Here is a 23667-nt window from a genome sequence, read left to right on the forward strand (position 1 = left end):
ATTAAATTCATTAGGAGGTAGTAATTATGGATAATTACAGAAGATCAGAACACACACAGAGACCATTGACAGAGGAAGAAAGAAGATTTGCAGAAGTGCATCATGATTTGATTTACAGATACATGAATTTGCACAAACTGAATCCGGAAGAATGGTACGACATTTTAATCATTCCTTATTTGGACGCGGTAAAGAAATTCCATCAGTATGAGAGATTGCAGAATCTTAAATTTGAACAGATTTTCTTCAGAACACTTGACAGTGCCAGAAGCAGATATTGGAGAGATATGAATAGAAAAAAACGTTGTCCTGAAGGCGGTGTATGGAGCTATGATGAAATGTTCTATGAAGTTGAAGATGGCGCACGAAAAGAATGTGATTTTGAACCAACTGATAAATTTATGAATGTTGAAAGACAAGCAACCATAAGAACTTTATATGAGGATTTCTATAATAAGTGTATAAATCCAGATATGGTGCAGGCAGATACGAGACAGTTTGAATTGAATATGTTATTAGAAGGTTATTCAATGACAGAAATTGCACAATTCTTACTCGATAAGTACAGTAGTGATGATTTTTCCTTGCAGTATTGGGCGGTTCGTGAGGATAGAAAAGAGTTTAGAAAAATCTTCAAACAGGTTTTCGGTATCTAATCAATAAATATATGGTGGTGTGTCAGAAATGGCACACTTACCATCATATAGAAAGATAGAAAAAGTAAAGTAGATTGTAAAGGCAATAATGGAAATACAAGGAAGGACGGAAAATAGCATGATAAAGTCAGAATATTTCAATATGGGGCAGATTGTAGTTACCAGATCAATCAATAGTTATATGGCAAAGGAACGCAAATTTGCATTAGAAATCACTATTGCATTACAGCGGTATTCTATGAAAGATTGGGGAGACATGGACGCAGAAGATAAACAGACAAATGAGGAGGCTTTGAATTATCCAGATGATTTATATGTTATGGGTGCCTACAATACTTCAAAAGGCAGAATTTGGATAATTACAAATCGGATTTCTGAAATAGCCGGAGATAACGCAACAACAGTTTGTTTCCCAGAAGAAAGATAACAACAGTATAATCAGGGGTGGTTTGAAATATAGCCATCCTTAAATGTGATAAAAGGGAAAATATCAAAATAGAAAATGAAGAATAATCTATAATTATGTACTGTATGGAATCCTTGAAAAAACGCAAAAATTCAAGTATAATCGGAGGTGAATAATAAAGCATGGAAGGTTTGATTGACATGTCGGCAAAAACAGTTATAAAAGAAATAATAAAGGCAAAAAATATATCACAAGCGGAACTTGCGGAAGCAACCAACACAACAAGGCAAAATTTAAGTAACAAAATGACAAGGGATAAATTTTCATCTCTTGAATTAGTGGAAATTGCGGATGCTCTGGAAATGAATCTGATTTTAAAAGATAAGGCAGATGGAACGGAGTATATAATTGATTATCCAGAAGACGAAAAAGGAAAATCAAAGCGAAATATGACAGAAGAAGAGAAAAAGGCTGCACAGAAGAAATCAGAGGAAACCAAAGCAAGAAATGCAAAGAAGCAGATCCAATAAAGGAGGTATGCCCTATGTTAGCAGCAGTAAAGGGAATTGTACAAGGTAATACAGTTGTTATTGAAGATGAAGATATTAGAGATTATGACGGAGCAGAGGTTGTTGTTACTCTGTTAAATTACCCACAGAGAAAAGCAAAGAAAGCACCTGTTGACTGGGATAGTTTTGCCATTCCAAGCGAAAGGGGACAGCATGTAGATGAATATATGAGGGAGATGCGTGAGAATGACAGATTATAAAAAGGCATTTGTTGATACTGCACCATTCATATACTTTATTGAAAAGGATGAAAATAACCCACAGTATTATGATAAGGTAAAGAAATTTTTTAGTAATGGATATGAGGCAGATAAAAAATTTGTAACTTCTGTAATTACAATGGAAGAATATTTTGTATTTCCATACAGAAACAAACTATATTCATTTATTGATATGTTTGACAGGCTTGTTGAAACTACTGATATGGAGATTGTAGAAGTAAACCAAGAGATTGCTAAAAAGGCAGCTCAAATCAGAGCAGAATATAAAGGCTTTAAGGCTATGGATGCAATTCAGTTAGCGGTTGCATGTCTTACAAAGTGCGATTTATTCTTGACGAATGATAAGCAGTTAAGGCAATTCAAGGAAATAAAGTGTATTACAGTTGATGAACTGGAATAATAACAAAGCACCAACGGAAAGAGAAATCTTTCTGAAGGTGCTTTTCTTATATCTTCTTATTGTGTATATCTTTAATCACATGTTCTAATTCTGCGCTATGCCAGCGATCACGGATGATTTGTTGTTTTAATTCGTATATGCGTTTGCTGGTGTATTTTTCTACCCAATTCATAAGGCAAGTTGGAATCATGCGTTCAGGAATCCGTTGAATAATGGAAAATAATAAATCTTCGATTTTGCTGTGAATTTTATGTAATGCAATTTTGAAATGATTCGTTTTGTAAATCTCGATATTTTTAATGTGTCTCAGCTCCTTCCTAAATATAGTATAGACTAGGCAAGGAATATATACAATAAATCAAAGGAAAAATGCCTAAATTATTTTTGCCACATAAGGGCAATTATGTAGCGAAAAAGTGAATATAGATTATAGAAGCGTAATTATTTTGCCACATAACTTATTAGTACAGATAGAAATAATAACGCCACATAATTTATACGGAGGTTGAGCATATGGAAACATACATAAAAGAATTTGTTGAAAAACTAAGAGAAGAAGGAAAATCCGAAAACACAATTAAATCATATACTCGTCACATGAAGGAGTATTTCAAATGGTTCTATGATAGTTTTGGAGATATTGAATTCAAAGGTCTGTATCGAGCTAATATTCAAGAATATAAAAATTACTTGAAGAATATAAAGCGAACTGGTCAGGACAATCATAATCTGAATGGAAAAACCATTAATGCAAAATTATCTGCCATATCTAAATATAATGAATTGATGCAACCAGATAACATGGTAATATCGAAGGCAGATTTTATTAAAATTCAAGAAAATTCTATTAATCCGACAGAAGTAACAAAGGAGGATGTAGACCGGTTCAGGCAAGGAATTTTGCAATCAGAGGGTACACATGCAATACGAAATTATACGATTGTAACGGTTATGATGTACACAGGTTTACGTATTAGTGAAGTGTTGCGGTTGAAAAGAACAGACGTAAATACAGTTAGCGGTGAAATTCGTGTGACAGATGGAAAAGGAGAAAAGCAACGCATTGTGGTTATGAATTCAAAGGTAATAGAAGCTATTAATGAATACAGAAGACATTATAATAAGGAAGACACCGATTTGCTATTTTATAATGCAAAGGGAAAATCTCTTGATCGCACCGCAATAAATAAAGTATTTTGGGAAAATGCTATCAAAGGCAAAAATATTACTCCACACACATTGAGACATTATTTTTGTAGTTCTGCATTGGAAGCTGGTTATACGATAGCGGAGGTTGCTATGTTAGCAGGACATTCAAATATACATACAACAATTCGCTATACGAATCCTTCCATGAAGAAAATAAAAGAACGTGCTGAATTTTTATAAAAAATTAAAAAAGTACAAAAATGTTTTTCAAATGAGGAATATATAGGTGAAGACATAAAATGGAAAGGAGCAGAGAGTTGAAGGAAGAACGTAAAACGTCAACACAGCATACTACATTACAAATTGTGGTAGGCTGTGTAATTACTTTGTTTTTAATATTTTGTATGTAAATGAGAGGTGGAATGATGAAGGATTTATTTGGTGAAAAAGAAATCATAGAGAATGAAACAAAGCAGGTATTTTTACAGGGCGTGAATGCTGGAATACACTATATGATGGATAAAATTGAGCGACAGTATAAAAAAGGTAAACCAATTCAGGCAAATGGCAGTCTGTATTGGCTAAAAGATGCAAAAGAGAATCTGCGAGACATTATGGACGACATGGAAGCAGAATATAACAAAAAATACGGAAAATAGGTTATCGTATCACATATCGAGAATTGGAAAAACACTTGATTTTCCTACATATTTTTTCTCGATAAACCCAAATCCTACTTAATTAGTAGGGAATACAACACATGGTATAAAGTCACTGTATAAGGACAGAAAATGAAGATGTATATGGGAAATATACGAGTTTGGCGTGATTCAGGTTTTGGCACTTATATAGCGCAAAAAACGTAGATACAAGTTCGGAATGGCTTATCGTGAATAGTCGGAAAGTATCACATAAGCACACATAATATTTAGTAAAATTACAGTAAGAAGGCAGGTGTAATCTTATGGAACAGCAACGCTATACATTAAAAGATATCAATTTTATAGCGGAAGAGAATTATACGGATATCAATAGTAAAATAGTTGGATTTCAGATTGAAAACAACATGGTTTTGTCAATGGATATCGCGGATCGTTTATCTGGGATTATCAATAAAATGCTTGCAGATTATTATGCGGATACATGCAAGCGGCTGGAACCTTCGGATTTTCATGTAACAATGAGTATAGAAATGAATACCAGCACTAACAAGGTAATCGTCAATACATATATCTTCGATTCTGCTGATATGGTATTGCACACGGAAATTGATGTAGAAACATTGAGAGACTATGGCAGAATGAAAAAGTATTTTTTTGATATGTTGGCTTGTATTACATTAGATAGAATTCGAGAATTACAGAAAGCAGCCGGTTTGAAATCTGGATATGTAATATAATCAGATATTTACAAATTCGGCAATCTATTGATATAATGTATATGGTATTTAGTTGAGGAAACTCCTAAATATATGATTGATTTGGGAAAAGTCATGACTGTAAAAGGTTGTGGCTTTTCTTTTTGGGGAAAACGAACACTAGATATAGTGTAAAAAATAAAAAAAAGACTAGATATTGAAAATAATATGTGATAATGTATATAAAAAATATGTCTAGTGAGGAAAAAATGGACGAGATTAATTATACATATTTCAACGCATTGGAAAAATTAGGTACAAATGTTGATGTGTTGCTACCATTATTGAGAAGTTTAGAAACAGTAAAAAATGAATATGCTGTAGAATCTGTTGTAAAAGGTTTCTCACAAAATGTAGCTATAATAAATAACATGTTTTATGACAGAGAAAATGGTAATGAAGATTTAGTAGCTAAGTCATGCCTAAATATTTTGCAAAAAGTGTTTAGGGTGAACATAGTATATATGAGTGACATTGCTATTAATAATATTATATCTACGTTAAGTAAATTTAATTTTATTGATAATTGGAATTTGGTTCCGAACGTTTCTTTAAAACCACATGAAGATATTAAAGAAAAAGATGAAAAATTTAATGTTAATAACGTTATTAAGGAAATCAAAGGTAAATCTCCTGATGAAATAAAAAAATGTATATGGAGTTTTCTTTGGAAAAAAGTACCATGTTTAACAGCTATGTTCATAATAGGTACTCTATTTTTGGCGGGAGTTGCAGTATATACAGGTGTTAAACAAATTGCAGATGTATGTAAGTCCTGTTATGAGAAAATAATAGTAAATAAAGAGGGAAAAGAAGATACGTACATAGTAAATACAGAGTCCGCAAAATTGTATTATGAACCGAGCAGTCATGCAGCAGTAGTTGCCACGCTTTTGTATGACGATCAAGTGTATAAAACGGAAGACGTAAAAAACTGGATTAAGATTGAATATGAGACAAGTGATGGAAAACTGATATCCGGATGGATAGCGAAAAGAAATCTTATGACATATAGAACATATCAATTTCATCAAGAAGAATTATATAAATAATACAAAGGTCTGGTATTATGCCAGACCTTTATATAAAACTTTTGATATATAAATATCATTTTGGGGGATTAGGATTATTAGGAAACATATCATCAACAGGTAGAATTTCAAAACTATTTCTTCTTGTATATTTGGCAATTTCAATATAATTTTTTATTTTATCTAAAATTTCATTATAATAAAAATAATTAGTGGATGTATTGTTTTCTGTTGAAGTGTTTTCTCTATGATCCATTGTTTCCATGATAGATTTTAATAAAGTGTCAATTCTATTTTGATCTGCTTCATATAAAAATTCCGAAAATGGAAGTCCTGCAAGTGAAATAATAAAACATACGTCAAGTTTTAATGAGGCATTAATTTCCTTAAGTTTATTTAAATAATCATTTTTGTCATTGTATTTAAGATTATAAAATGATTGACGTAGTGATGTATTTATAGAATCCATCAAAGATTCAAATAGTTTTTCTTGTTCTTCAGGTGTTCTTGAATTAGGCAATTGATACCATTCCAGAGGAATCGAGGATTCTTCAAGAGGTACAGCTTTTATTATTTTGTCAAGATATACTTCGCTTTGCGCTTTATAATTTCCTAATTCAGATATATTATTTGCACCATATTTAACAATAGATATTATATTAATCAAATCAGGTTTATAAATAGTTTTTTGACGATTATCATCACCATTTTTTCCGTTTCGCTCAATTTGAGAATACCAGGTATCGTTTTGTTTAACTATGTTAGATATTTTTTTCTTTGTTATTTTATTTTTTGTTCGTAATTCTTGAAGATGTTCTATTAAAGTTATTTCTTTTCCGTCAATAAATAATTTTTGCATTTTATTATATCTAGGTGTTTTTTTTGCAAATGGCATTTGTATGACCTCTTTTTCTACAAGATAATTATATGGAATTTCTTATTTTATACAATTTAATATATACAATTATAATACGCCACACACAAAAAAACAATATATCCATACAATAATAATAAAAAATATGGATGTTTATGCGGTAAAAATATATTTATACAACTTAAAACATACAATAAAATAAAAAAAATACAATATTTCTGCAAAAAAATGTATAAAATGCTTGACGGATGAGAAACAAGGTGTTACTATTCAGATATGGAAATAAAAAAGTCGGATCTAGCAAATCCGACTTAGCAAATTGGATACTAGCAATATCCAATGTTTGCACAGACTTTCATCTGTACATATGTAATATTATGCAAAACATATTATAGCAGATATATTAGATTTATTCAATTCAAATAAAAAGTCTTTTGAGTATATCACTCAACAATTTCCATTAAAATTTTGAGAATATGTACCTTGATAATTAAAAAATAAATTCTATATCACATAGAAAATCCTGATGGAAGAATGTGCGTTAGATTATGCAAGGAAAGAGAGAACAATAATATAGAGGTCATTCAGTTTGAATGATAAAAGGAATTACGAGATATTTTCTCATTACTGCCTTATATCATGGAAGAAAAATAACAAAAAGCGAGGAATTTAAGAAATGAAAACAGGAAAAGTTAAGTGGTTCAACGATGCAAAAGGTTATGGATTTATCACAGATGAAGTAGGAAGTGATGTATTTGTGCATTACTCCAACATTACTACGGAAGGTCGGAAGTCTTTAAATCAGAATGACATTGTGGAATTTGAAATTGGAGAAGACACAACCGGTAGGACACAAGCGGTAAATGTCAAGAGAATTTCTAATAATAAGAAATACAATGACATGACACAAGCTGAATTAACAGAAGAATTTGTCAATATTATAAAACAGAATTATGAGAATGGAATATGTTTATTAGATTCTAATTATGAACTGATACAATTTGATCAAATGTTAGAGTTAGAGAAAGATATTATTAAAATTGATGATGCAATTAGCATTGTGCGTAATTTAAAGAGAATGCCAAATTTAAAAGAATATTGTAAAGGTATGACTCAATAATCAAATCAGTAAAATCAATCTCCGAGTGGAGAATATATTATTAACAGAGATATACTTACGGTGAGAGTAGCAAGTCTGCCAATGAATGAGATTGGTTACTATGTTATCTAATGTAGATGCGTATAAATCCCCTTTTATTAAAACAATTATCAGTGAAGATACTGATTACTTATATAGTACGGATAGACAGGCGCATTACCTTTATGGTGGTGTGCCTAAATTAAATTGAAAGAGAGGTGAAAAAAATGATTCAGATTGACAATAAATTCGACGTAGGTCAGGAAGTACATTTGGTGGGGCGTAAATGTTATATAAACGGCAAGAAGAAAAGATTCAAATGGGTTGTGAAATCAAAGAAAGACAAGCCATTGAAAGTATTGTGCATTTTCTATATGCACAAATTGTATGGTGAAGATGAACTATGCTATAACATCGAAAATCATGGAAAAGTAAAGGAAAATCGGATGTTTACAGATTATGAATCGGCAAAGCAGCAGTGTGATAGATGGAACGAAGAAGGATATGGGATTTAAGATTGGAGGAATGAATTATTAGCAAAATTACAGTAGTAGATTCCCTTATGGGATCAGGAAAAACCAGTTGGAGCATCCAACATATTAACAGAGAGAAGTTTGATAATTTTCTCTATATAACACCATTTTTAGATGAGGTAGAACGTATTATTGAAAATACGGATAGGGAATTTAAGCAACCGATAAATAAGGGAAATGGTAAATTAGGAGCAATCAATGAGATGTTAGCTTGTCAAGACGATATAGCTTCAACACATGAGCTGTTCAAACACCTTGATGAAGAAAGCCGGGAAAATATCAAAAAGGGTCACTATACATTGATCTTGGATGAGGTCTTAAATGTTGTTGAACCATATGATAATATTCGAAATGATGATATGAAACTACTGAAAGATAGTGGTTGTGTAACAGTGGATGAAGATGGTTTTGTTGTATGGAATAAAGAAAAGTTGAATTATGATACAAAATATAATGACATAAAAATACTTGCGGACAACAGAAGCCTTATATATATTAATCAAAAATTACTTTTATGGAGATATCCACCTGAAATATTTGAATTATTTGATAAGGTGTATATACTTACATATTTGTTTGAAGCAAGCATTTTGAAAAATTATTTTAACTTGTATAAAATTGATTATGAGCAAAAGAGTATTTCGGAAAATGATGGACAGTATGAGCTTACGAACTATTACATTCCAGATACATCAGTTTTCTTAGATAAGATTAATATTTATGATGGTAAACTGAATGATAATATATATCAAAAAATCAATGGTCTATCGGTCACTTGGTTTAAGGCAAGAATAAATCAAGATGGTATCAAACAAATCAAAAAGAATCTATATAACTATTTTTCCAATATTGTCAATGCAAAATCGGATAACATTATGTGGACTACATTTAAAGACTATAAAGCAAAGCTGAAGGGCAAGGGGTATTCAAGTCAATTTGTGAGTTATAATTGCCGTTCAACGAATAAATATGCAGACACATACAATTTGGCATATTGCGTAAATGTATATTTGCATCCGGGGATAACTCAATTTTTCCTGCAAAGAGGAATTAGCATAAATGAAGATTTATATGGGTTATCAGAAATGATTCAGTGGATATGGAGAAGTAGAATCCGAAAAGGGGAATCCATTAATATTTATATCCCAAGTATGCGAATGAGAAATTTGCTGATTGATTGGATGAATATGAATTTGCAATATCAGCATAAGAAGGTAAGTTAGGAAGTTGACCTTCCTAAAATCAAGAAAGAATGTAGTAAAATCAAGGCTTTACGGGGTGCCACCGTTAAAAGAGAATATGTAATAAAGAGAGATGATTTTCGCTTTGTTGGACTGGCATATTGCGAGCTGTGCGAAGCAATTGACAGGACACACAAGCGAAAAAGGCGGACAGATTAGATTGACGCCCTCCGGGGCGGCAAGATAAGCTGGCTGACTAACAGGGTGTGGGATGTTCCCACTAATATATCCTACTTTCTTTGAAACCATCCTTTTCTACTAAGCTACACAACGCAATCAAAGATTGCGGTTCCGCTAAGTGAAAAGCCTGCGCCAAAGAAAGTAGCAAAGAAAGCGCAATTAAGATAATTATTCGTTTAGGTGATCAGTACAAATTTGACAACAATCATATCCAAATTCAGCATCACACCAGCGTAAATCATGATCACAGTATACCCGTAAAAAGTCCCCCTTTTCATAATCTTTTTCTTGATTTACATTGGATGGATTAACCCAATATTTTCGTGCAAAGGGGCAATTGCTTAAATCGTTCCAATCTGTTACCACGGGATAATGCTCGTCAAAATCTAAATTATGACCATTCATAATTCCACCTCCTTCTTTTATAAAAAGTATAACATATCTGTCAAGAATGGATGCTTGATATTCAGCTTGGTAGACGTAACTTATCTCCTATTCAGAGAATTGCCGGAGCTGAAAAGTATCGTTCATTGTATGAAAAGCAAGCTAGAGAAAATTTAAAACAAGCTAGTGGTGGAGATAGACGTTCAGAAAGATTTGAACAAAATCAAGGTTTACCAAATTTGTAAAGGTCGAAAATCGTATTGATACAACAAAAAAACTAGCTCAAGTTGCAGGTGTTGGAAAAGAAACACATCGCATGGGTGCAAAAGTTCTCAACTCCAATAATGAAAAATTAAAAAATGAAGTATTATCAGGCGCCCCTGATGAAACAGACTTTCAAATTAGGTCATAAATGTACATTGAAAATTGAATATTGGCGGTTGTTGTGGTATTCTTAATCTAAGATATACAATATGGAGGATTTTTAATGGAACGTAACGATAGATGCTTCTGTGGAAGCGGAATCAAATATAAAAAATGTCATTACAGAATTAATGGTGAAAGTAAATTAGCAAATATATATAGAGCATATAATGAGTACAATAATGCTTGTATTCAAAAAGGAATATGTAATAATTGTAGAAAGGGATGTTCACAATGTTGCAATGACTATTTCTTTATTTCTGAAAGTGAATTTCTACAAATATTGGAAGAATTAATATATAGAAAAATAAATATAAATGATTATATTAGTAAAGCAAAGGCGGTTAAAAAGCATATTGAAAAAGTTCATCCAGAAATAATAAAGAAACTTAACGAATTTATGCCGAAATCAGTAGATAATATAGATGAATCTTTTTTTAAAGATTCAATTAATCCCCCTGATTTACCAGCATGTATTTTTTTAGATAATAATAAGTGCAGTATTTATAATGTACGCCCATCTATATGCAGGGGATATGGGATAACAGAAGAATGTAGAATTATAAAGAATAAAAAATATGATTTTGAAGAAAAATATAAAATGTATAACGAAGCAAGTATTATTTCTCATAGTGGAGATACAACGAAAGCAATATTAAAAAGAACCTATCCGTTATTTTATTGGTTTGCTTATTTCTTGGATGATTCATGGTATAATTTTACAATGGAAAAGCTTAGAAGAATTAGAGATGACAAAAATGATGCTTATTATGATTTTACAAGGAAATTGCAATGACATAATAGATATATGAATTTATATAATGAATACCAACCGTCAATATTCGATGGTTGGTATTTTTTTATGCAAAATTAGAAATCAGATGGAGAATATTATATATAGAAGGATATATTTAAGAAAGGCGGTAGAGTATTATAGGACACGTTAAAGCAGGAAGGGTAAGGTGAGTTCAATAACAAATATAACAAAAATAAAATATATTCGGATATTGGATAAGGTATATACGGTCACGGATATATCTATGTCTGATATGACAATTACAGCAATGGAACAGGAAGTTGCATTGTGTAATGTGCCGGGCGATGAAGTGTTTGACTTTTTGGAACTGGACGAATTTCAAATTAAGATATGTAGCCGAAGACAACCGGCACAGATTATCAATTTAGCAGAATGGAAGCAAAATAAAGCCAAAGAAATCGTGATTTCAAGTTAGCTTAGATTGATTGTATATAAAGGGTTAAAATGCACGAAAAGGCATATAAAATTCATTTTTATATCAGGGGTACACATTTATATACCGGCTATCAAAAAATTCAAAATAGGTCTAAATATCGTCTGTTTTCCCTAATAAATAGAGTATGAAAATATAGCAGAGTGGAGGTTGATGAAAATACAAAATACAGAGAGAAAAATGATCAAGGTGCGGAGTGTTCAAGCGGCGAGTGTTTATAGAGTAGCCAATGGATATAAGTTCTTATCAAAAGATAAATCAAACGAGGAAGATAAAGATGAATATGTTGATTCGTTCATTGATTATAAAACAGCAGTTATTAATGAGAGCATTTTTTCAGAGTATGCCAGAATGCATGGTGTAACAGTAAATAAAAAAGATTGTAGTCTTGATTTTATTCTAATGAAGTTTGAATATGGCGTTGATAAGGATAGTTCAGATGAGAAGAATATTAAACCGGCAATGGATGCTGATTCACTTAGGAAATATTTCTATGAAAACGATGCAACAATTACATGGAAAACAATTGATAAGAAAACAGAAAAAGAAATTGTAGGTATGCGGAAAACTATAACATATAGAATGTTATATAGAAATCCGGGTAAAGCAAAAAAGGGTGAATGTATTTTTATCAGGAAAAAATTATATAACCATATGATTAAATATCTTACGATGGGTTTGTATAAGAGAATCCCCAATATGAAGGGTGCCAAGATTGTAGAACTATCAGCATATGCTCCTTTGATAACCGCAACAGCGATAGACTATATTCATATTCCGCTTGATAATATGCTGGTTGTTAAGGATGAATCTGTTGCATGTAAGAAAACGGCATGTGTTGTAAATGCTGTTTCTAAGAAAAGACAAGTGAAGGATTTTAAGGCATTTGAACCGACATTAAATCAATATGGATTTACTACATATAAAAGGACACAAGAGAAAAATCCAGACTTGACATATATTAAAAGATCGAAACAGATATTTGAAGATTATGGGATAGATATAAGTCGATGCCCTATGAAGGAAGTAGATTATACAGATGGAAAGAAACATAATAAATGTGTAGTAGAGAAAAAGAAAGAATGGGAAATCTCTAATATTTTATGGGATGGTATGGGGTTGATAGATTCATCAATTTTCCCGGCAGATATGAACGGATTTATTTATTGCAGAAGTCACTTTTTCAAAAGCTGTCTGTTCAAAGGTAATCTTCAACAATATTTCCAAGACTATTATAAAGATGAATATGAGAATGCCTATATTGATGATGGAATAGACCTGTTTGGACGCAAGATGAAGATATCAGATATAAAGGTTATTGTCACGGATAATTCTTTGAAATGGTTAAAGTTTACTGAATATATGAGTAAATCAGGTTCTGTTGAAAATGGATTTCGGTATTACAAATCATTCATGGAACGAGATGGGGAGATTTTTCAGATTGTAAAAACTGCACATGCTAGTAAGTATGGTGATTTACAGAGAAGTTCATTCCAGATGAATAATACATTACTTACATTAGATAGAGAAAAATTGAAATCTATTGCGAAAACAAGCATTGATTATTGCAATGCATTAAAACAGGACGATGAAGCATTTCTGAATTATCTTAGAATAACCGGCTCTGCTTATTACAGTATCAATAATGTATTGATTGACTTATATAATTGGAATGATCAATTTCGGTATACCCAATATTTCAAGAAGAAGCGGAGAGAAATAATCAGCAAATTAAAGCGTGAGAGATTGCAGTTAGGTAAGCTGTTTCAAAATGGAGACAACCTTACAATATGCGGAAATCCAATTGCATTGTTGAAAAAAGTTACGGGGCAGGATTTTATAAATGAGGGATGCTTTGAAACTTATGATGATAGAATACAATGTTATACAAGGCGGTTTGCCGAAGGAGATAGAATTGCCGGGTTTCGGAATCCGCATAATTCGCCCAACAATATTGTGTATTTAGAAAATGTGTATCCGAAAGAATTGGTGAAGTATTTCCCTGATCTTGGGCGAGAAATCATTGTTATAAATGGCATTGGAACAGATGTACAAGATCGGCTTAATTCACAGGACTTGGATAGTGATACATTGTATGCTACAAATCAGCCGGATATAGCGGAACTTGCGAGAAAAGCATATGTGGAGTACCCCACAATCATAAATAATATTCCACGTGCTGCGAAAAGTGATTATTATAAAGAGATGGAATCATATGCAAAAATGGATAATCAAATTGCAAAGGCACAGGCAGATACCGGGGTATCGAGTAATATTGCGCAATTAGCCCTTAGCTATTGGTTTGATGGAGGATGCAATGATACGGAATTGGAGGATATATTTATCATTTGTTCTGTATTGGCACAATGTAGTATTGATAGTGCGAAGCGGAATTTTGATGTTACTGTTGCAGGAGAACTAACGAGACTACAAGGATTAGCATGTATGAATCCTGATCCAAGGTACCCGCGGTTTTATGCGGAGTTGCAGAAACTAAAGGATAAGCATAAAAAAGGGAAGAAAAAGAATATTGATGATAATGATGTTCGATTTTATGATTGCCCGATGGATATTCTATATCAGATAATTGGCGAAGAGATTGTAGACATGCGTACACGTGGTTGTCAAAAAGTAAAGACAGTTAGAGATGTGGAGTTATTAGCTGATCTATCGGAAGATAAAATAAGAAACAAAAGGCAATCGAAGGTAATTATTGATGCGGTTGAGAAGTATAAGAATGCAGTATCTAAGCTAGATAAAAACGATGAAGCATATTCAAATAACAAAGGCATGGCATTTGATGCATGTATGGAAGAATTGTCTGGAAGAAAAATTAATATGGCGACTATGCAATATCTGGTACGATATGCAATTAATAATGAAAGTATAAGGGATAGTCTGTTGGTTGTTTTACATGATAAAGATATGGAACTTTTCTTAGAAATGTTCAAAAAGTCACCCGAAAGTTGACATTTCCCAAGAAAAACAAGGGTTTTCATTTATTTCCCTATGGAGAGACAGATTTATTTCTTTTTTGGAGATAAGTTTGTTTCCCTTATGGAGAAGCGAAAAGACCGTAAGCTGAGTAGTTTCTTCATAAAATGAGCAAGCCAACTAGCCACGCCTGGCAATTTACTTAGGGCAGTAAAAATACTGCCTTTTTGTTTGCAAGAAATGTTTATAGGAAGGAGGAATGAGAGTGACACAAGAAGAATTAAGAAATCTCTATAAAGAACGTCTGAAAAGAGAGAAACAGACATATATTTCGGAAATGATCAATATTAGTCCGAGTATTTTATCTAAATTCAAAACAGGAAAATTCGATTTATACCCTAATCTGTTTGAGAGATTAAAGGATTATCTTACAAATTCTTAAAGTCTATTTTCATGGCATATCTGCCACATTTAACCGATTAAAATTAACATAAGGAGGAACACATTGAGTGACAATAATTTTATAGTCAATCTTACAGCAAAGTTACACAGCAAAAGTAAACAACAAATTGAATCAGATGCTAAAAATCTTGGAGATATAAAAGTTCCCTTGGTTGGTACTCTGGATCAAGCTAAGACTAGCGCACAATTAAAGCAAGATGTGGCATCATTAAAAACCACGGTTGATATTAATGGTAAGGTAAATACAAAAAATATCACAAGTACAGTACAGCAGAGTGCAAAACAAGCACAAAAGACCGCAGATGCGAATACAATTCAATTTCGTACTTCTTTGAAGAAGGATAAATTGATTAATGATATTCGTGTGTTTGGTCAACAAAATTCTAAACTATTCAAAGACGCTGAAATGTCTTCAAAATTTTCTTCGTTGCTAGACAATGCAAAGCTGGCAACGTCAAATAAAGAAATCAAAAATCTTCGAATGCAATTATCGGCTATGCGATCTGAAGCAAAAGCCACAAATCTAAGCGGTTTGACACTGGGAGATTCAGTGAAAAAGACCTTTAGAAGAGCAACCGAATTATTCACGGGTACAGCCGGAGTAATGATGTTATCGCGACAGTTAAAAAATGCATGGAATGAAGCATTGGATCTTGATAAAGCATTTACTGATTTGATAAAGGTAAATGATGAACTATCAAGGGGCGATTATGACAAATACTTGGAACGCTGTAATGAAAAAGCACAGGATCTTGCCGCAACACAAAAATCATTGATGGAAGGTGCAACCGAGTTTTCTAAGTCGGGATACAATCTTTCGGAATCTAATGCATTAGCTGAAAAGAGTACCATTCTGGCAAACGTAGGTGATATGTCAACTTCAGATAGTGCGAAAGCAATTATCTCTGGTGTACAGGCATATAAGGATGTCGATGGTTTTACAGATGCAGTTAATAAGGCTGGCGCATTGATCGACAAATATAATGAAATCGGAAATACGGCAAGTATTACGTCCGCGGAAATTGCCCAGGGAGTACAAACAGTTGGTTCGGTTTTTGCTGATGCAAATACAAGTGTAGATGAATTTATAGCCTTGCTTAGTGCCGGAAATAGGCAGTTTCAAAATGCCGATACCTTGGCACTTAGTTTACGTACAGCAGCACTTCGTATCCGGGGATGCAAGAGTGAGTTAGAATCCCTTGGGGAAAGTACAGAAAACGTATATACATCATCTTCGAAATTAGCTGATAAAATCGAGAGTTTGACTAATATAGATGGTAATGGTGGAGTTAAGATTTTGGAAGCAGATAATAAAACATTTCGTTCAATCTATGATATTTTTGTTGATTTATCTAAGGTATATCAGCAGATGTCAGATGTGGATCAGAGTGCTTTATTAGACCTTATAGCAGGTAAAAACCGTGCGAGTGGAATTTCTGCCACGTTAAATAATATGTCCGAAGCACAGGATATATACGAACGAAGTTTACATTCAACAGGTTCTGCACAAAGAGAATATGACAAGTATCTTGAATCGAGTGAGGCTTCCTTAAATCGCTTCAAGGCTTCTATGACAGAAACATATCAATCCGTAATAAATGGTCAGACAGTAACGGGTTTATTAAACTGTGGTAACGCCGCATTGCAGTTTGCAAATAGTATTGGACTGGTAGAATCATCTTTAAAAGGATTGCTTACAATCGGTATTATTAAAGTGCTTACAACGGTTACAACAGCATTCCGGGCATCTGCTATACAGGCAAGCAATTTTGGTACTGCATTAAGTGCAGTTAAATCAATGTCTACACTTCAAAGTGGTACAACAGAATATACCAATGCTTTAAATACACTTAAAGCGGTATCTGCGAGTTTAACAGAAACACAGCTAAAGCATATATTGTCGAATGATGCATTGAATGAATCTGAACGAGTTAGAATCCTTCGTTCGACCGGGCTAAGTAAAACTCAGGCGAAAGCAAAATTAGCGGAAATGGAATTAACACAGGCAACGCAGAAACAGGCGGTTGCCAATCAGAAGGCATCATTAAGCACATTTAGTTTATCTTCTGCAGTAAAGGGATTAGGGCAGAACATTAAAATGGCAGTAATGAATAATCCTGTAGCGGTTGCAGTTATGACAGTTAGTGCGATTGCCGGGGTAGTAAAAGCAATCAAAAAGCATAAGCAGGCACAGGAAGAAGCATTTGAATCAGCAAAGAAAAATGCACAAGACGCACAAAGCAAAATCAAATCGCTGCAATCTGAAATCAAACAAAATGCAGATACAGTTGATCAAGCTGGTAAAAAGTATGCAGAACTTGCACAGGGAGTAAATCAGCTTACAGGTAAAAATATCAGTCTATCCGATGATGAATACAAAGAATTTCTTGACGTTTCAAATCAGCTTGCCGATGTATTCCCACAACTTACAAAAGGATATGATGATAATGGCAATGCTATCCTTGATCTACAAGGTAATGTAGATGGTATTACAGGTAAATTAAAGGATCTTCTTGAAATTGAGCAACAGTTAGCTCAGCAGGAAATAAATAAAAATATCGACACATATTTTGAGAATCAATCTAAAGTGTTCGGTAAGGAAGCAAAAGGACAAAATGATACTATCGACACTCAAACAGAGAAGATCGAGAAGTACCAGAAAGCGTTGGATAATTTCAACGAAAGTGTTTCAAATAATAAGCCAGCTTCTAATTTTGAATCTGAATTAGAGAAACAGACGTATTATGCAGATTTTCTTGCCGATATGGAAAAAGCGAATATTGATATTGCCGATGCTATTATTAGTCAAGATGGTACTTCTGCAACAGAGTACAATTTCGCAAAGTTATCTAAGGAAACACAGGAACAGATTAGACAGTATTATGCAGGAATAATTAGTACAGCAAATACCGAAATGCGTTCTGCTGAATCTCAGTTATCCACAAGCAACGCTGAATTTGCATCATATGTCAATATGTGGATGCAGAACTCTTCTGGTTCATACCTTGCAATGACGGGCAATGACGAAATGCAATCTGCTCTTAGCAGTATTGTGAGTGGTTTGAATTGGGGAGATATTCTTCAAGGTGACGATTTTAGTGGTTTAAGCGGTGAAGAATTAGAAAGTGCTATTGAAACAAATATTCTTGTACCTTTACAATCAGCAATGGCAAATGCCGATACAGGCGATCAATTCAAGCAGATTATTACCGATGCTTTGACAATCAGTGATGATGATATTAGTTTGGAAGAATCCAAGAATCGTATCGAAGCATATGTGCAAGAAATCAATGATGTATTAGGTGACGCACTTGGCAAACCTTTAACAGCATCCGATCTTGGTATGCAAAAATATCTGGATAACTATGAGATGTTGATGGATGGTGTTAGTAAGTATGCCCAGACATTAAAATCCGATGGCTCTATTCCTATGACAATGGATGTCATGAAAGAATCAAAAGACAAACTATTACAGTTTGCCGAAGAAAATTCGATTAATACGGAAGCAGAAATTCAAACATGGAATAGAATCATGAGTGAATCTGAAACTCGTGAAGAAGCCATGAAGAAGTATCTTACACAAAAGAGTGTATACGATACTACATATGAATTTGATCCTGCTACTGCCTTTGATGCGGCAAAGTCTGCACAGTCGGAACAGTCACAGAATGGTTATTTATCTACTGAAACCATCGAATCATTAAAAACTGCATATGGAGATTTATCTAAGGTCATTCAGTATACCGATTCTGGTGTAGTTCTCAATAATGAACATATGGCTGAATATACTGAAAATGTAGGTAAAGCAGCACTTGTCAATACGCAGTTAAAAGAAGCGTTTGCAGTTCAGGAATACCAAAAAGAAGCAAAGGCTATCAATGATATTATTAAGACAGAGATAAAAGATACAAATGTCCGTAAGAAACTTACATCTGCGAAGAATAAGGGCATTGATGCACTTCGCAAGGAAATTAGTAATCTCAAGAAGGATAATGATGGATGGTCTGAAAGTTTATCTACACATTTAGATAATATCTCTGCACTTGGTGAAGAAATCAATCAGTATGATGCGCTTGAGCAAAGTATTATGGCATCTTTGTCTGCATTGAGTAATTACAAACGTGCGCTAGAGACACCAGATAATAATGATAATTTCGAATATGTTCAAGGACAGTTAGATTCGGCTCGTAAAGCATGGGAAAATGGTTGGACGGGAACAGATGATTTCAAAACATTCATGGAATATATCGGTTCGGCAAATGATGAATTGGAATATTCTGATGCATTATGGGATAAATATCTTACTCGTGCCGAAAAGTATTTCACCGAAGATATTTCTGGTTTATATACATTCTTGGATGATGCTAGTCAACTATCAGATCAAATTACTAAAAATTCTGATGGTACATTCAAAATAGACGTACAAAATCTGGAACAATTCTGTGAAGATGTAGATATGTCTCGTTCTGCTGTTGTAGATTTATTCTTGGCTATGACAGAAGCAGAAGGTATTGATATTAATTTCGATAACATGTCGGAATCTATTGTAGATGGTTTAAATGCTATTGATCAGAAATCAGTTGATGCAAGAACAGATTTAGCCGATTATAAAAAGACAATTGAAGAATTAGATAAAGCTGGATTCGATACAACGGAATTATGGAAACAGTATGATTCGGTTGCCGGGGAAATTCAACCAGAGATAGAATTTTATGCACATTTAGCGGATACAACCGATTTGCAAAGTGAAGCGGAAGAAGCTGCAAAGCGAATTTCTGAAAAAGACCAAAGTGTTAAAATTGATTTTAGTGCAGATTTAGATGTTGATAGTTTGAATAAGCAGATTAGTAGTCTACAAACGTATCGTGATGGGCTTGAAATTGGTTCTGATAGTTGGAAAGATGCACAGACAGTTATTGCACAATTACTCAAACAGAAACAGGAACTTGAACAGCCTGCAATTATGGGTATTGATGCATCACAGGTCGAAGAAGGTTCTCAAACTGTATTAGCGGTATTACAATCTTATATATCTGCAAAACAACAGCTAGAACAGGCAGAAACACTTGGTATTGATACGACCGATGCTGAAACACATCTTGCAAATGTAACAACACAGTTGCAGAATTTACAGGATCAGGGTGAACTCACAAAAATCGGTATTGATGCTGAAATTGATACGGATAAATTCAAGGAACAGTTAGCAAATCTCAATCCTGATAGTTTCTTAAAAGATTCGGATACAAGTATTAAGGTCGATGCTGATATGTCAGCTTATGATAAGGCACTCAATAATGCAGTATCTAAGGCAAGTAAACAGACCGCAAAGATTAAGGTACAGGCGAAACTGTCAGAGAACTTTCATGCAAATCTACAAAGTATTTTAAATAGTCAGAGTTTTAACGTCAAAGTCAATGCAAGTGCATCTGGCACTACTACAACTTCTCATGGCAATACCAAGACAAGAAAAACAGTTATGTTCGGTAAAGCAAGCGGTACTAATGCCTATAATAATGGTGTCCGCAATGGACAGATTGCATACGATCAACAAGCTCTTGTCGGAGAGGTTGCACCTGAATTATTAGTTCGTAATGGACAGGCACAGCTTATTGGTAAGCGTGGTGCTGAATTTATGAACCTAAAGAAGGGTGACGTAATATTCAACCATATTGATACTGAGAAACTATTAAACGGTATTGGTGGTATTCGTGGAAAACTTATTGGTGGTGGATTTGTCAATGGTACATTACTATCACATGCCTATAGTAAATCAACTGGTTCAAAGACTACTATTATAGGTGGGACAAATAACGATTGGACGAATAGACATAGTTCTAGCGGTTCTAGTTCAGGCTCTAACTCAAGTGGTTCAAATGATTCAAGCGCACAGGATAAAGCGGATGAATTTTTAGAGACGATAGATTGGATTGAGATTAAAATAAATCGTTGCGAAGAAGCTATTGCTCGTCTGAATAAAACAGAGGAAAATACATTCTCTGGATGGACACTTCGCACCACTGCCCTAAATGATGAGATTGCTAAAACAGCAGACGAAATCGAATGGGCTACACAGGGATATAAGAGATATTTACAACAGGCAGACAGTGTTGCATTGTCCGAAGATTACAAACGGAAGGTTCGTAACGGAGAAATAAATATTGAGGATATCACTGATGAAGATTTGTACAATCGTGTGCAGGATTATCAGAATTGGTACGAAAAAGCTGTAGAGCTACAAGACAAAATCCAAGAACTTAATATATCGCTCTCTGAACTAGCGCAAAAGAAATTCGACAACATAGTAACGCAGTTTGAAGATATGGAGAAGGTATTCACGGATACCAATGATATTCTTGATAAGCTGGTGGACTATGCTGAAACAAAAGGTCGTATTATCTCAAAATCATACTACGAAGCAATGCTTCAAAATGAGAATGAGAATAACAAACTCTTAGTTCAGCAAAGAGATCAAATGGTTTCTGAGTTGAACGAACTTGTGAATACAGGTAAGGTAACAGAATATTCAGAAGCATGGTATGATCTTAAACAGCAGATTGATGAAGTCAACGGTTCTATTGTAGAATCCAACAAGTCAATTCAAGAGTTCTATAATAATATACGTCAGGCTGATTGGGATTTATTCGATCTCGTTCAGGATAAAATCACAGGTATTGCAGACGAAATTGAGTTTGTACAAAGTCTACTCGAAGATAGGGACAATCTAACCGATGGTCACTTGAATCGAGGACTTACAAATGAAGGTCTTGCACAGCTTGGTAATTATGCGTCTAAGTATAATATTTACATGTCACAAGCTGAGAAATATGCTAGTGAGATTAAGAAGATTGAAGCAGACATTGCGAAAGATCCAGCGAATAAGGATTTGATTGATCGAAAAGAAGAACTCATTAAGGCGCAGAGAGATGTTATACTTTCAGCTAACGATGAAAAGAAATCCATGATTGACCTTGCTCGTGATGGATATGATGCTGTTTTAGAAGTTCTACAAGATCTCATAGATAAGAAAAAGGAAGCACTCTCTTCGACCAAGGACTTATATGAATATCAAAAAGATATTGCCAGCAAAACGAAAGATTTGGCTACACTTGAAAAAGAGGCAAGTGTTTATGAAAATGATAATTCGGAAGAAGCACTAAAGAAAGTACAACAAATCAAAGTTGATATTGAATCAAAAAAGCAGGAACTTTCTGATGCCGAGTACGACAAGTACATCGAAGATCAAGAGAAAATGCTTGACGACTTGTACCAAGAGTATTCCGATAAGATTGATGAAAAATTTGAGCAGACCGAGATACTCATTCAAGAGTTAATTGGTGTGGTCAATGAAAATCAATCCTCTATCAGTGATACGATTACAACTGTTACTTCTGATGTAGGATACACAATATCCGATCAGATGAAGACAATATGGAATGATGCAGGTACTGTTATTTCTGGCTTCACAGGAAAATTCGACACTTATGCTACAACTGTGCAGTCTGCAATCAATAGCATTCAAGTCACAATAGACAAGATGCTTCAAATTGCACAAGCAGAGGCGAATAAGAATATAGCAACTGCAAATAATCCAAATGGTGTTGCAAATGGCTCTACATCTAATGGTTCAACAGCATCTAAACCACAAGCAACTCCGAAAGCAAATGCAAACAATAACTCTTCTGCTACACAAGCACCAAAGGCATCACCAAATGTCGGAACAAGAGTTAATGCCACAGGTAATTGGTATTATGATTCTTATGGCACTGCTCCAACAGGCAACGTCAACAGATTTAAACCAGATTACTTTGAGATTGACAAAATCGCAAATGGTCGTGCTTATCCGTACCACATTCAGGCAATTATCAAAGGCAAACGTGCTGGCGGTAATGGTTGGGTGAAAGGTAATCAGATTGGCTATAAGAATGGTCTAAAGGAAGCTACATACGATCACTTAGCATGGACGCAAGAGGAAGGTGCGGAAATTATCAGACGTTCTGATGGTAGCATTTTAACTCCAATCACAAGGGGTACAACTGTATTCACTCGGGAAATGACTGATAATTTATGGAATATTGCAAAGCAGAACCCGGAGAAGTTCTACCAGAATGCAATGCCAACTATGAATACATTTGCTACTACTAACCGTGGTGGCGATGTAACAGTTTCAATTGGTGACATCAAGTTAGATGGTATTCAGAATCCAGATCAGTTTGCACAGGCACTTATCGGTGTGGTCAAAGACTATTCTAAGGTACAAAAGGTACTTCAAGCAGCTACAGTTGATTTAGTTGCAGGAAAAAGTATCAAAGACATAAACCGATTCTAATTTTATGGGGAGTGTTTCGGCACTCTCCTGTATTGTATAAACGTATGTTCTAATAGTATTCTGTCGATTATTG

Annotated in this window: 19 protein-coding genes and 1 pseudogene; 18 read left to right on the top strand and 2 right to left on the bottom strand. The window is 33.9% G+C overall.

Going from position 1 to position 23667, the window contains the following annotated elements; genetic code table 11:
* Window positions 1-26: 26 nt before the first annotated feature.
* The 9 genes from H9Q76_RS04670 to H9Q76_RS04710 all read left to right on the top strand — a co-directional run bounded on the left by H9Q76_RS04670 (window position 27) and on the right by H9Q76_RS04710 (window position 5870).
* Complete coding sequence (locus H9Q76_RS04670; RefSeq protein WP_249321737.1) at window positions 27-656, top strand: hypothetical protein; 630 nt, start codon at window positions 27-29, stop codon at window positions 654-656.
* Between the two features lie 118 nt (window positions 657-774).
* Window positions 775-1083, top strand: a complete 309-nt coding sequence (locus tag H9Q76_RS04675; protein ID WP_249321738.1) for a hypothetical protein — start codon at window positions 775-777, stop codon at window positions 1081-1083.
* Between the two features lie 161 nt (window positions 1084-1244).
* On the top strand, window positions 1245-1592 hold the full coding sequence (locus tag H9Q76_RS04680) for a DUF6471 domain-containing protein (protein WP_249321739.1): 348 nt from the start codon (window positions 1245-1247) through the stop codon (window positions 1590-1592).
* Between the two features lie 14 nt (window positions 1593-1606).
* Entirely contained in the window at window positions 1607-1831 is a 225-nt protein-coding gene (locus H9Q76_RS04685) for a hypothetical protein (protein WP_249321740.1), read from the top strand.
* On the top strand, window positions 1818-2252 hold the full coding sequence (locus H9Q76_RS04690; RefSeq protein WP_249321741.1) for a type II toxin-antitoxin system VapC family toxin: 435 nt from the start codon (window positions 1818-1820) through the stop codon (window positions 2250-2252). The genes H9Q76_RS04685 and H9Q76_RS04690 overlap by 14 nt, the downstream gene beginning before the upstream one ends.
* A 513-nt stretch (window positions 2253-2765) precedes the next feature.
* Entirely contained in the window at window positions 2766-3641 is an 876-nt protein-coding gene (locus H9Q76_RS04695; RefSeq protein ID WP_249321742.1) for a tyrosine-type recombinase/integrase, read from the top strand.
* Window positions 3642-3823: 182 nt separating this feature from the next.
* Entirely contained in the window at window positions 3824-4060 is a 237-nt protein-coding gene (locus H9Q76_RS04700) for a hypothetical protein (protein WP_249321743.1), read from the top strand.
* 305 nt (window positions 4061-4365) lie between these two features.
* On the top strand, window positions 4366-4800 hold the full coding sequence (locus H9Q76_RS04705; protein WP_249321744.1) for a hypothetical protein: 435 nt from the start codon (window positions 4366-4368) through the stop codon (window positions 4798-4800).
* Window positions 4801-5027: 227 nt separating this feature from the next.
* Window positions 5028-5870 carry an SH3 domain-containing protein gene (locus H9Q76_RS04710; protein ID WP_249321745.1) on the top strand — a complete coding sequence of 281 codons (843 nt, stop codon included), beginning with the start codon at window positions 5028-5030 and terminating at the stop codon, window positions 5868-5870.
* Window positions 5871-5925: 55 nt separating this feature from the next.
* Here H9Q76_RS04710 and H9Q76_RS04715 read toward each other — a convergent pair whose 3' ends face one another.
* A complete protein-coding gene (locus H9Q76_RS04715) occupies window positions 5926-6744 on the bottom strand; it encodes a hypothetical protein (protein WP_249321746.1) in 819 nt (272 codons plus the stop codon).
* A 655-nt stretch (window positions 6745-7399) separates the two neighbouring features.
* Between H9Q76_RS04715 and H9Q76_RS04720 the strand changes: the two are divergent.
* From H9Q76_RS04720 to H9Q76_RS04730, 3 genes and pseudogenes are all read left to right on the top strand, one after another.
* Window positions 7400-7600, top strand: a pseudogene (locus H9Q76_RS04720) (cold-shock protein); the annotation flags it as partial.
* Window positions 7601-8088: 488 nt separating this feature from the next.
* Entirely contained in the window at window positions 8089-8376 is a 288-nt protein-coding gene (locus tag H9Q76_RS04725) for a hypothetical protein (protein WP_249321747.1), read from the top strand.
* 47 nt (window positions 8377-8423) lie between these two features.
* On the top strand, window positions 8424-9617 hold the full coding sequence (locus H9Q76_RS04730) for a hypothetical protein (RefSeq protein WP_249321748.1): 1194 nt from the start codon (window positions 8424-8426) through the stop codon (window positions 9615-9617).
* 366 nt (window positions 9618-9983) lie between these two features.
* Here H9Q76_RS04730 and H9Q76_RS04735 read toward each other — a convergent pair whose 3' ends face one another.
* Window positions 9984-10220, bottom strand: coding sequence for a hypothetical protein (locus H9Q76_RS04735; RefSeq protein ID WP_249321749.1), 237 nt, complete (start codon window positions 10218-10220; stop codon window positions 9984-9986).
* Window positions 10221-10270: 50 nt separating this feature from the next.
* Between H9Q76_RS04735 and H9Q76_RS04740 the strand changes: the two genes are divergently transcribed.
* The 6 genes from H9Q76_RS04740 to H9Q76_RS04765 all read left to right on the top strand — a co-directional run bounded on the left by H9Q76_RS04740 (window position 10271) and on the right by H9Q76_RS04765 (window position 23594).
* Window positions 10271-10444, top strand: coding sequence for a hypothetical protein (locus H9Q76_RS04740; RefSeq protein ID WP_249321750.1), 174 nt, complete (start codon window positions 10271-10273; stop codon window positions 10442-10444).
* 242 nt (window positions 10445-10686) lie between these two features.
* Window positions 10687-11418, top strand: a complete 732-nt coding sequence (locus H9Q76_RS04745; RefSeq protein WP_249321751.1) for an SEC-C metal-binding domain-containing protein — start codon at window positions 10687-10689, stop codon at window positions 11416-11418.
* Between the two features lie 166 nt (window positions 11419-11584).
* Window positions 11585-11854, top strand: a complete 270-nt coding sequence (locus tag H9Q76_RS04750; RefSeq protein ID WP_249321752.1) for a hypothetical protein — start codon at window positions 11585-11587, stop codon at window positions 11852-11854.
* A 171-nt stretch (window positions 11855-12025) separates the two neighbouring features.
* On the top strand, window positions 12026-14842 hold the full coding sequence (locus H9Q76_RS04755; protein WP_249321753.1) for a hypothetical protein: 2817 nt from the start codon (window positions 12026-12028) through the stop codon (window positions 14840-14842).
* A gap of 223 nt (window positions 14843-15065) precedes the next feature.
* On the top strand, window positions 15066-15248 hold the full coding sequence (locus tag H9Q76_RS04760; RefSeq protein ID WP_249321754.1) for a hypothetical protein: 183 nt from the start codon (window positions 15066-15068) through the stop codon (window positions 15246-15248).
* Between the two features lie 63 nt (window positions 15249-15311).
* On the top strand, window positions 15312-23594 hold the full coding sequence (locus tag H9Q76_RS04765) for a phage tail tape measure protein (protein ID WP_249321755.1): 8283 nt from the start codon (window positions 15312-15314) through the stop codon (window positions 23592-23594).
* Window positions 23595-23667 lie beyond the last annotated feature (73 nt).

The organism is Wujia chipingensis, assembly GCF_014337155.1.
In the GTDB taxonomy this organism is placed as follows: Bacteria; Bacillota; Clostridia; order Lachnospirales; family Lachnospiraceae; genus Coprococcus_C; species Coprococcus_C hominis.

Bases quoted from the DNA above. Each gene is read 5' to 3' on its own strand.
- H9Q76_RS04740 (WP_249321750.1), top strand. From the start codon at position 10,271: ATGCTTGATATTCAGCTTGGTAGACGTAACTTATCTCCTATTCAGAGA.
- H9Q76_RS04700 (WP_249321743.1), top strand. From the start codon at position 3,824: ATGATGAAGGATTTATTTGGTGAAAAAGAAATCATAGAGAATGAAACA.
- H9Q76_RS04680 (WP_249321739.1), top strand. From the start codon at position 1,245: ATGGAAGGTTTGATTGACATGTCGGCAAAAACAGTTATAAAAGAAATA.
- H9Q76_RS04685 (WP_249321740.1), top strand. From the start codon at position 1,607: ATGTTAGCAGCAGTAAAGGGAATTGTACAAGGTAATACAGTTGTTATT.
- H9Q76_RS04695 (WP_249321742.1), top strand. From the start codon at position 2,766: ATGGAAACATACATAAAAGAATTTGTTGAAAAACTAAGAGAAGAAGGA.
- H9Q76_RS04690 (WP_249321741.1), top strand. From the start codon at position 1,818: ATGACAGATTATAAAAAGGCATTTGTTGATACTGCACCATTCATATAC.
- H9Q76_RS04735 (WP_249321749.1), bottom strand. From the start codon at position 10,220: ATGAATGGTCATAATTTAGATTTTGACGAGCATTATCCCGTGGTAACA.
- H9Q76_RS04760 (WP_249321754.1), top strand. From the start codon at position 15,066: ATGAGAGTGACACAAGAAGAATTAAGAAATCTCTATAAAGAACGTCTG.
- H9Q76_RS04725 (WP_249321747.1), top strand. From the start codon at position 8,089: ATGATTCAGATTGACAATAAATTCGACGTAGGTCAGGAAGTACATTTG.
- H9Q76_RS04710 (WP_249321745.1), top strand. From the start codon at position 5,028: ATGGACGAGATTAATTATACATATTTCAACGCATTGGAAAAATTAGGT.
- H9Q76_RS04730 (WP_249321748.1), top strand. From the start codon at position 8,424: ATGGGATCAGGAAAAACCAGTTGGAGCATCCAACATATTAACAGAGAG.
- H9Q76_RS04670 (WP_249321737.1), top strand. From the start codon at position 27: ATGGATAATTACAGAAGATCAGAACACACACAGAGACCATTGACAGAG.
- H9Q76_RS04675 (WP_249321738.1), top strand. From the start codon at position 775: ATGATAAAGTCAGAATATTTCAATATGGGGCAGATTGTAGTTACCAGA.
- H9Q76_RS04715 (WP_249321746.1), bottom strand. From the start codon at position 6,744: ATGCCATTTGCAAAAAAAACACCTAGATATAATAAAATGCAAAAATTA.
- H9Q76_RS04755 (WP_249321753.1), top strand. From the start codon at position 12,026: ATGAAAATACAAAATACAGAGAGAAAAATGATCAAGGTGCGGAGTGTT.
- H9Q76_RS04705 (WP_249321744.1), top strand. From the start codon at position 4,366: ATGGAACAGCAACGCTATACATTAAAAGATATCAATTTTATAGCGGAA.
- H9Q76_RS04745 (WP_249321751.1), top strand. From the start codon at position 10,687: ATGGAACGTAACGATAGATGCTTCTGTGGAAGCGGAATCAAATATAAA.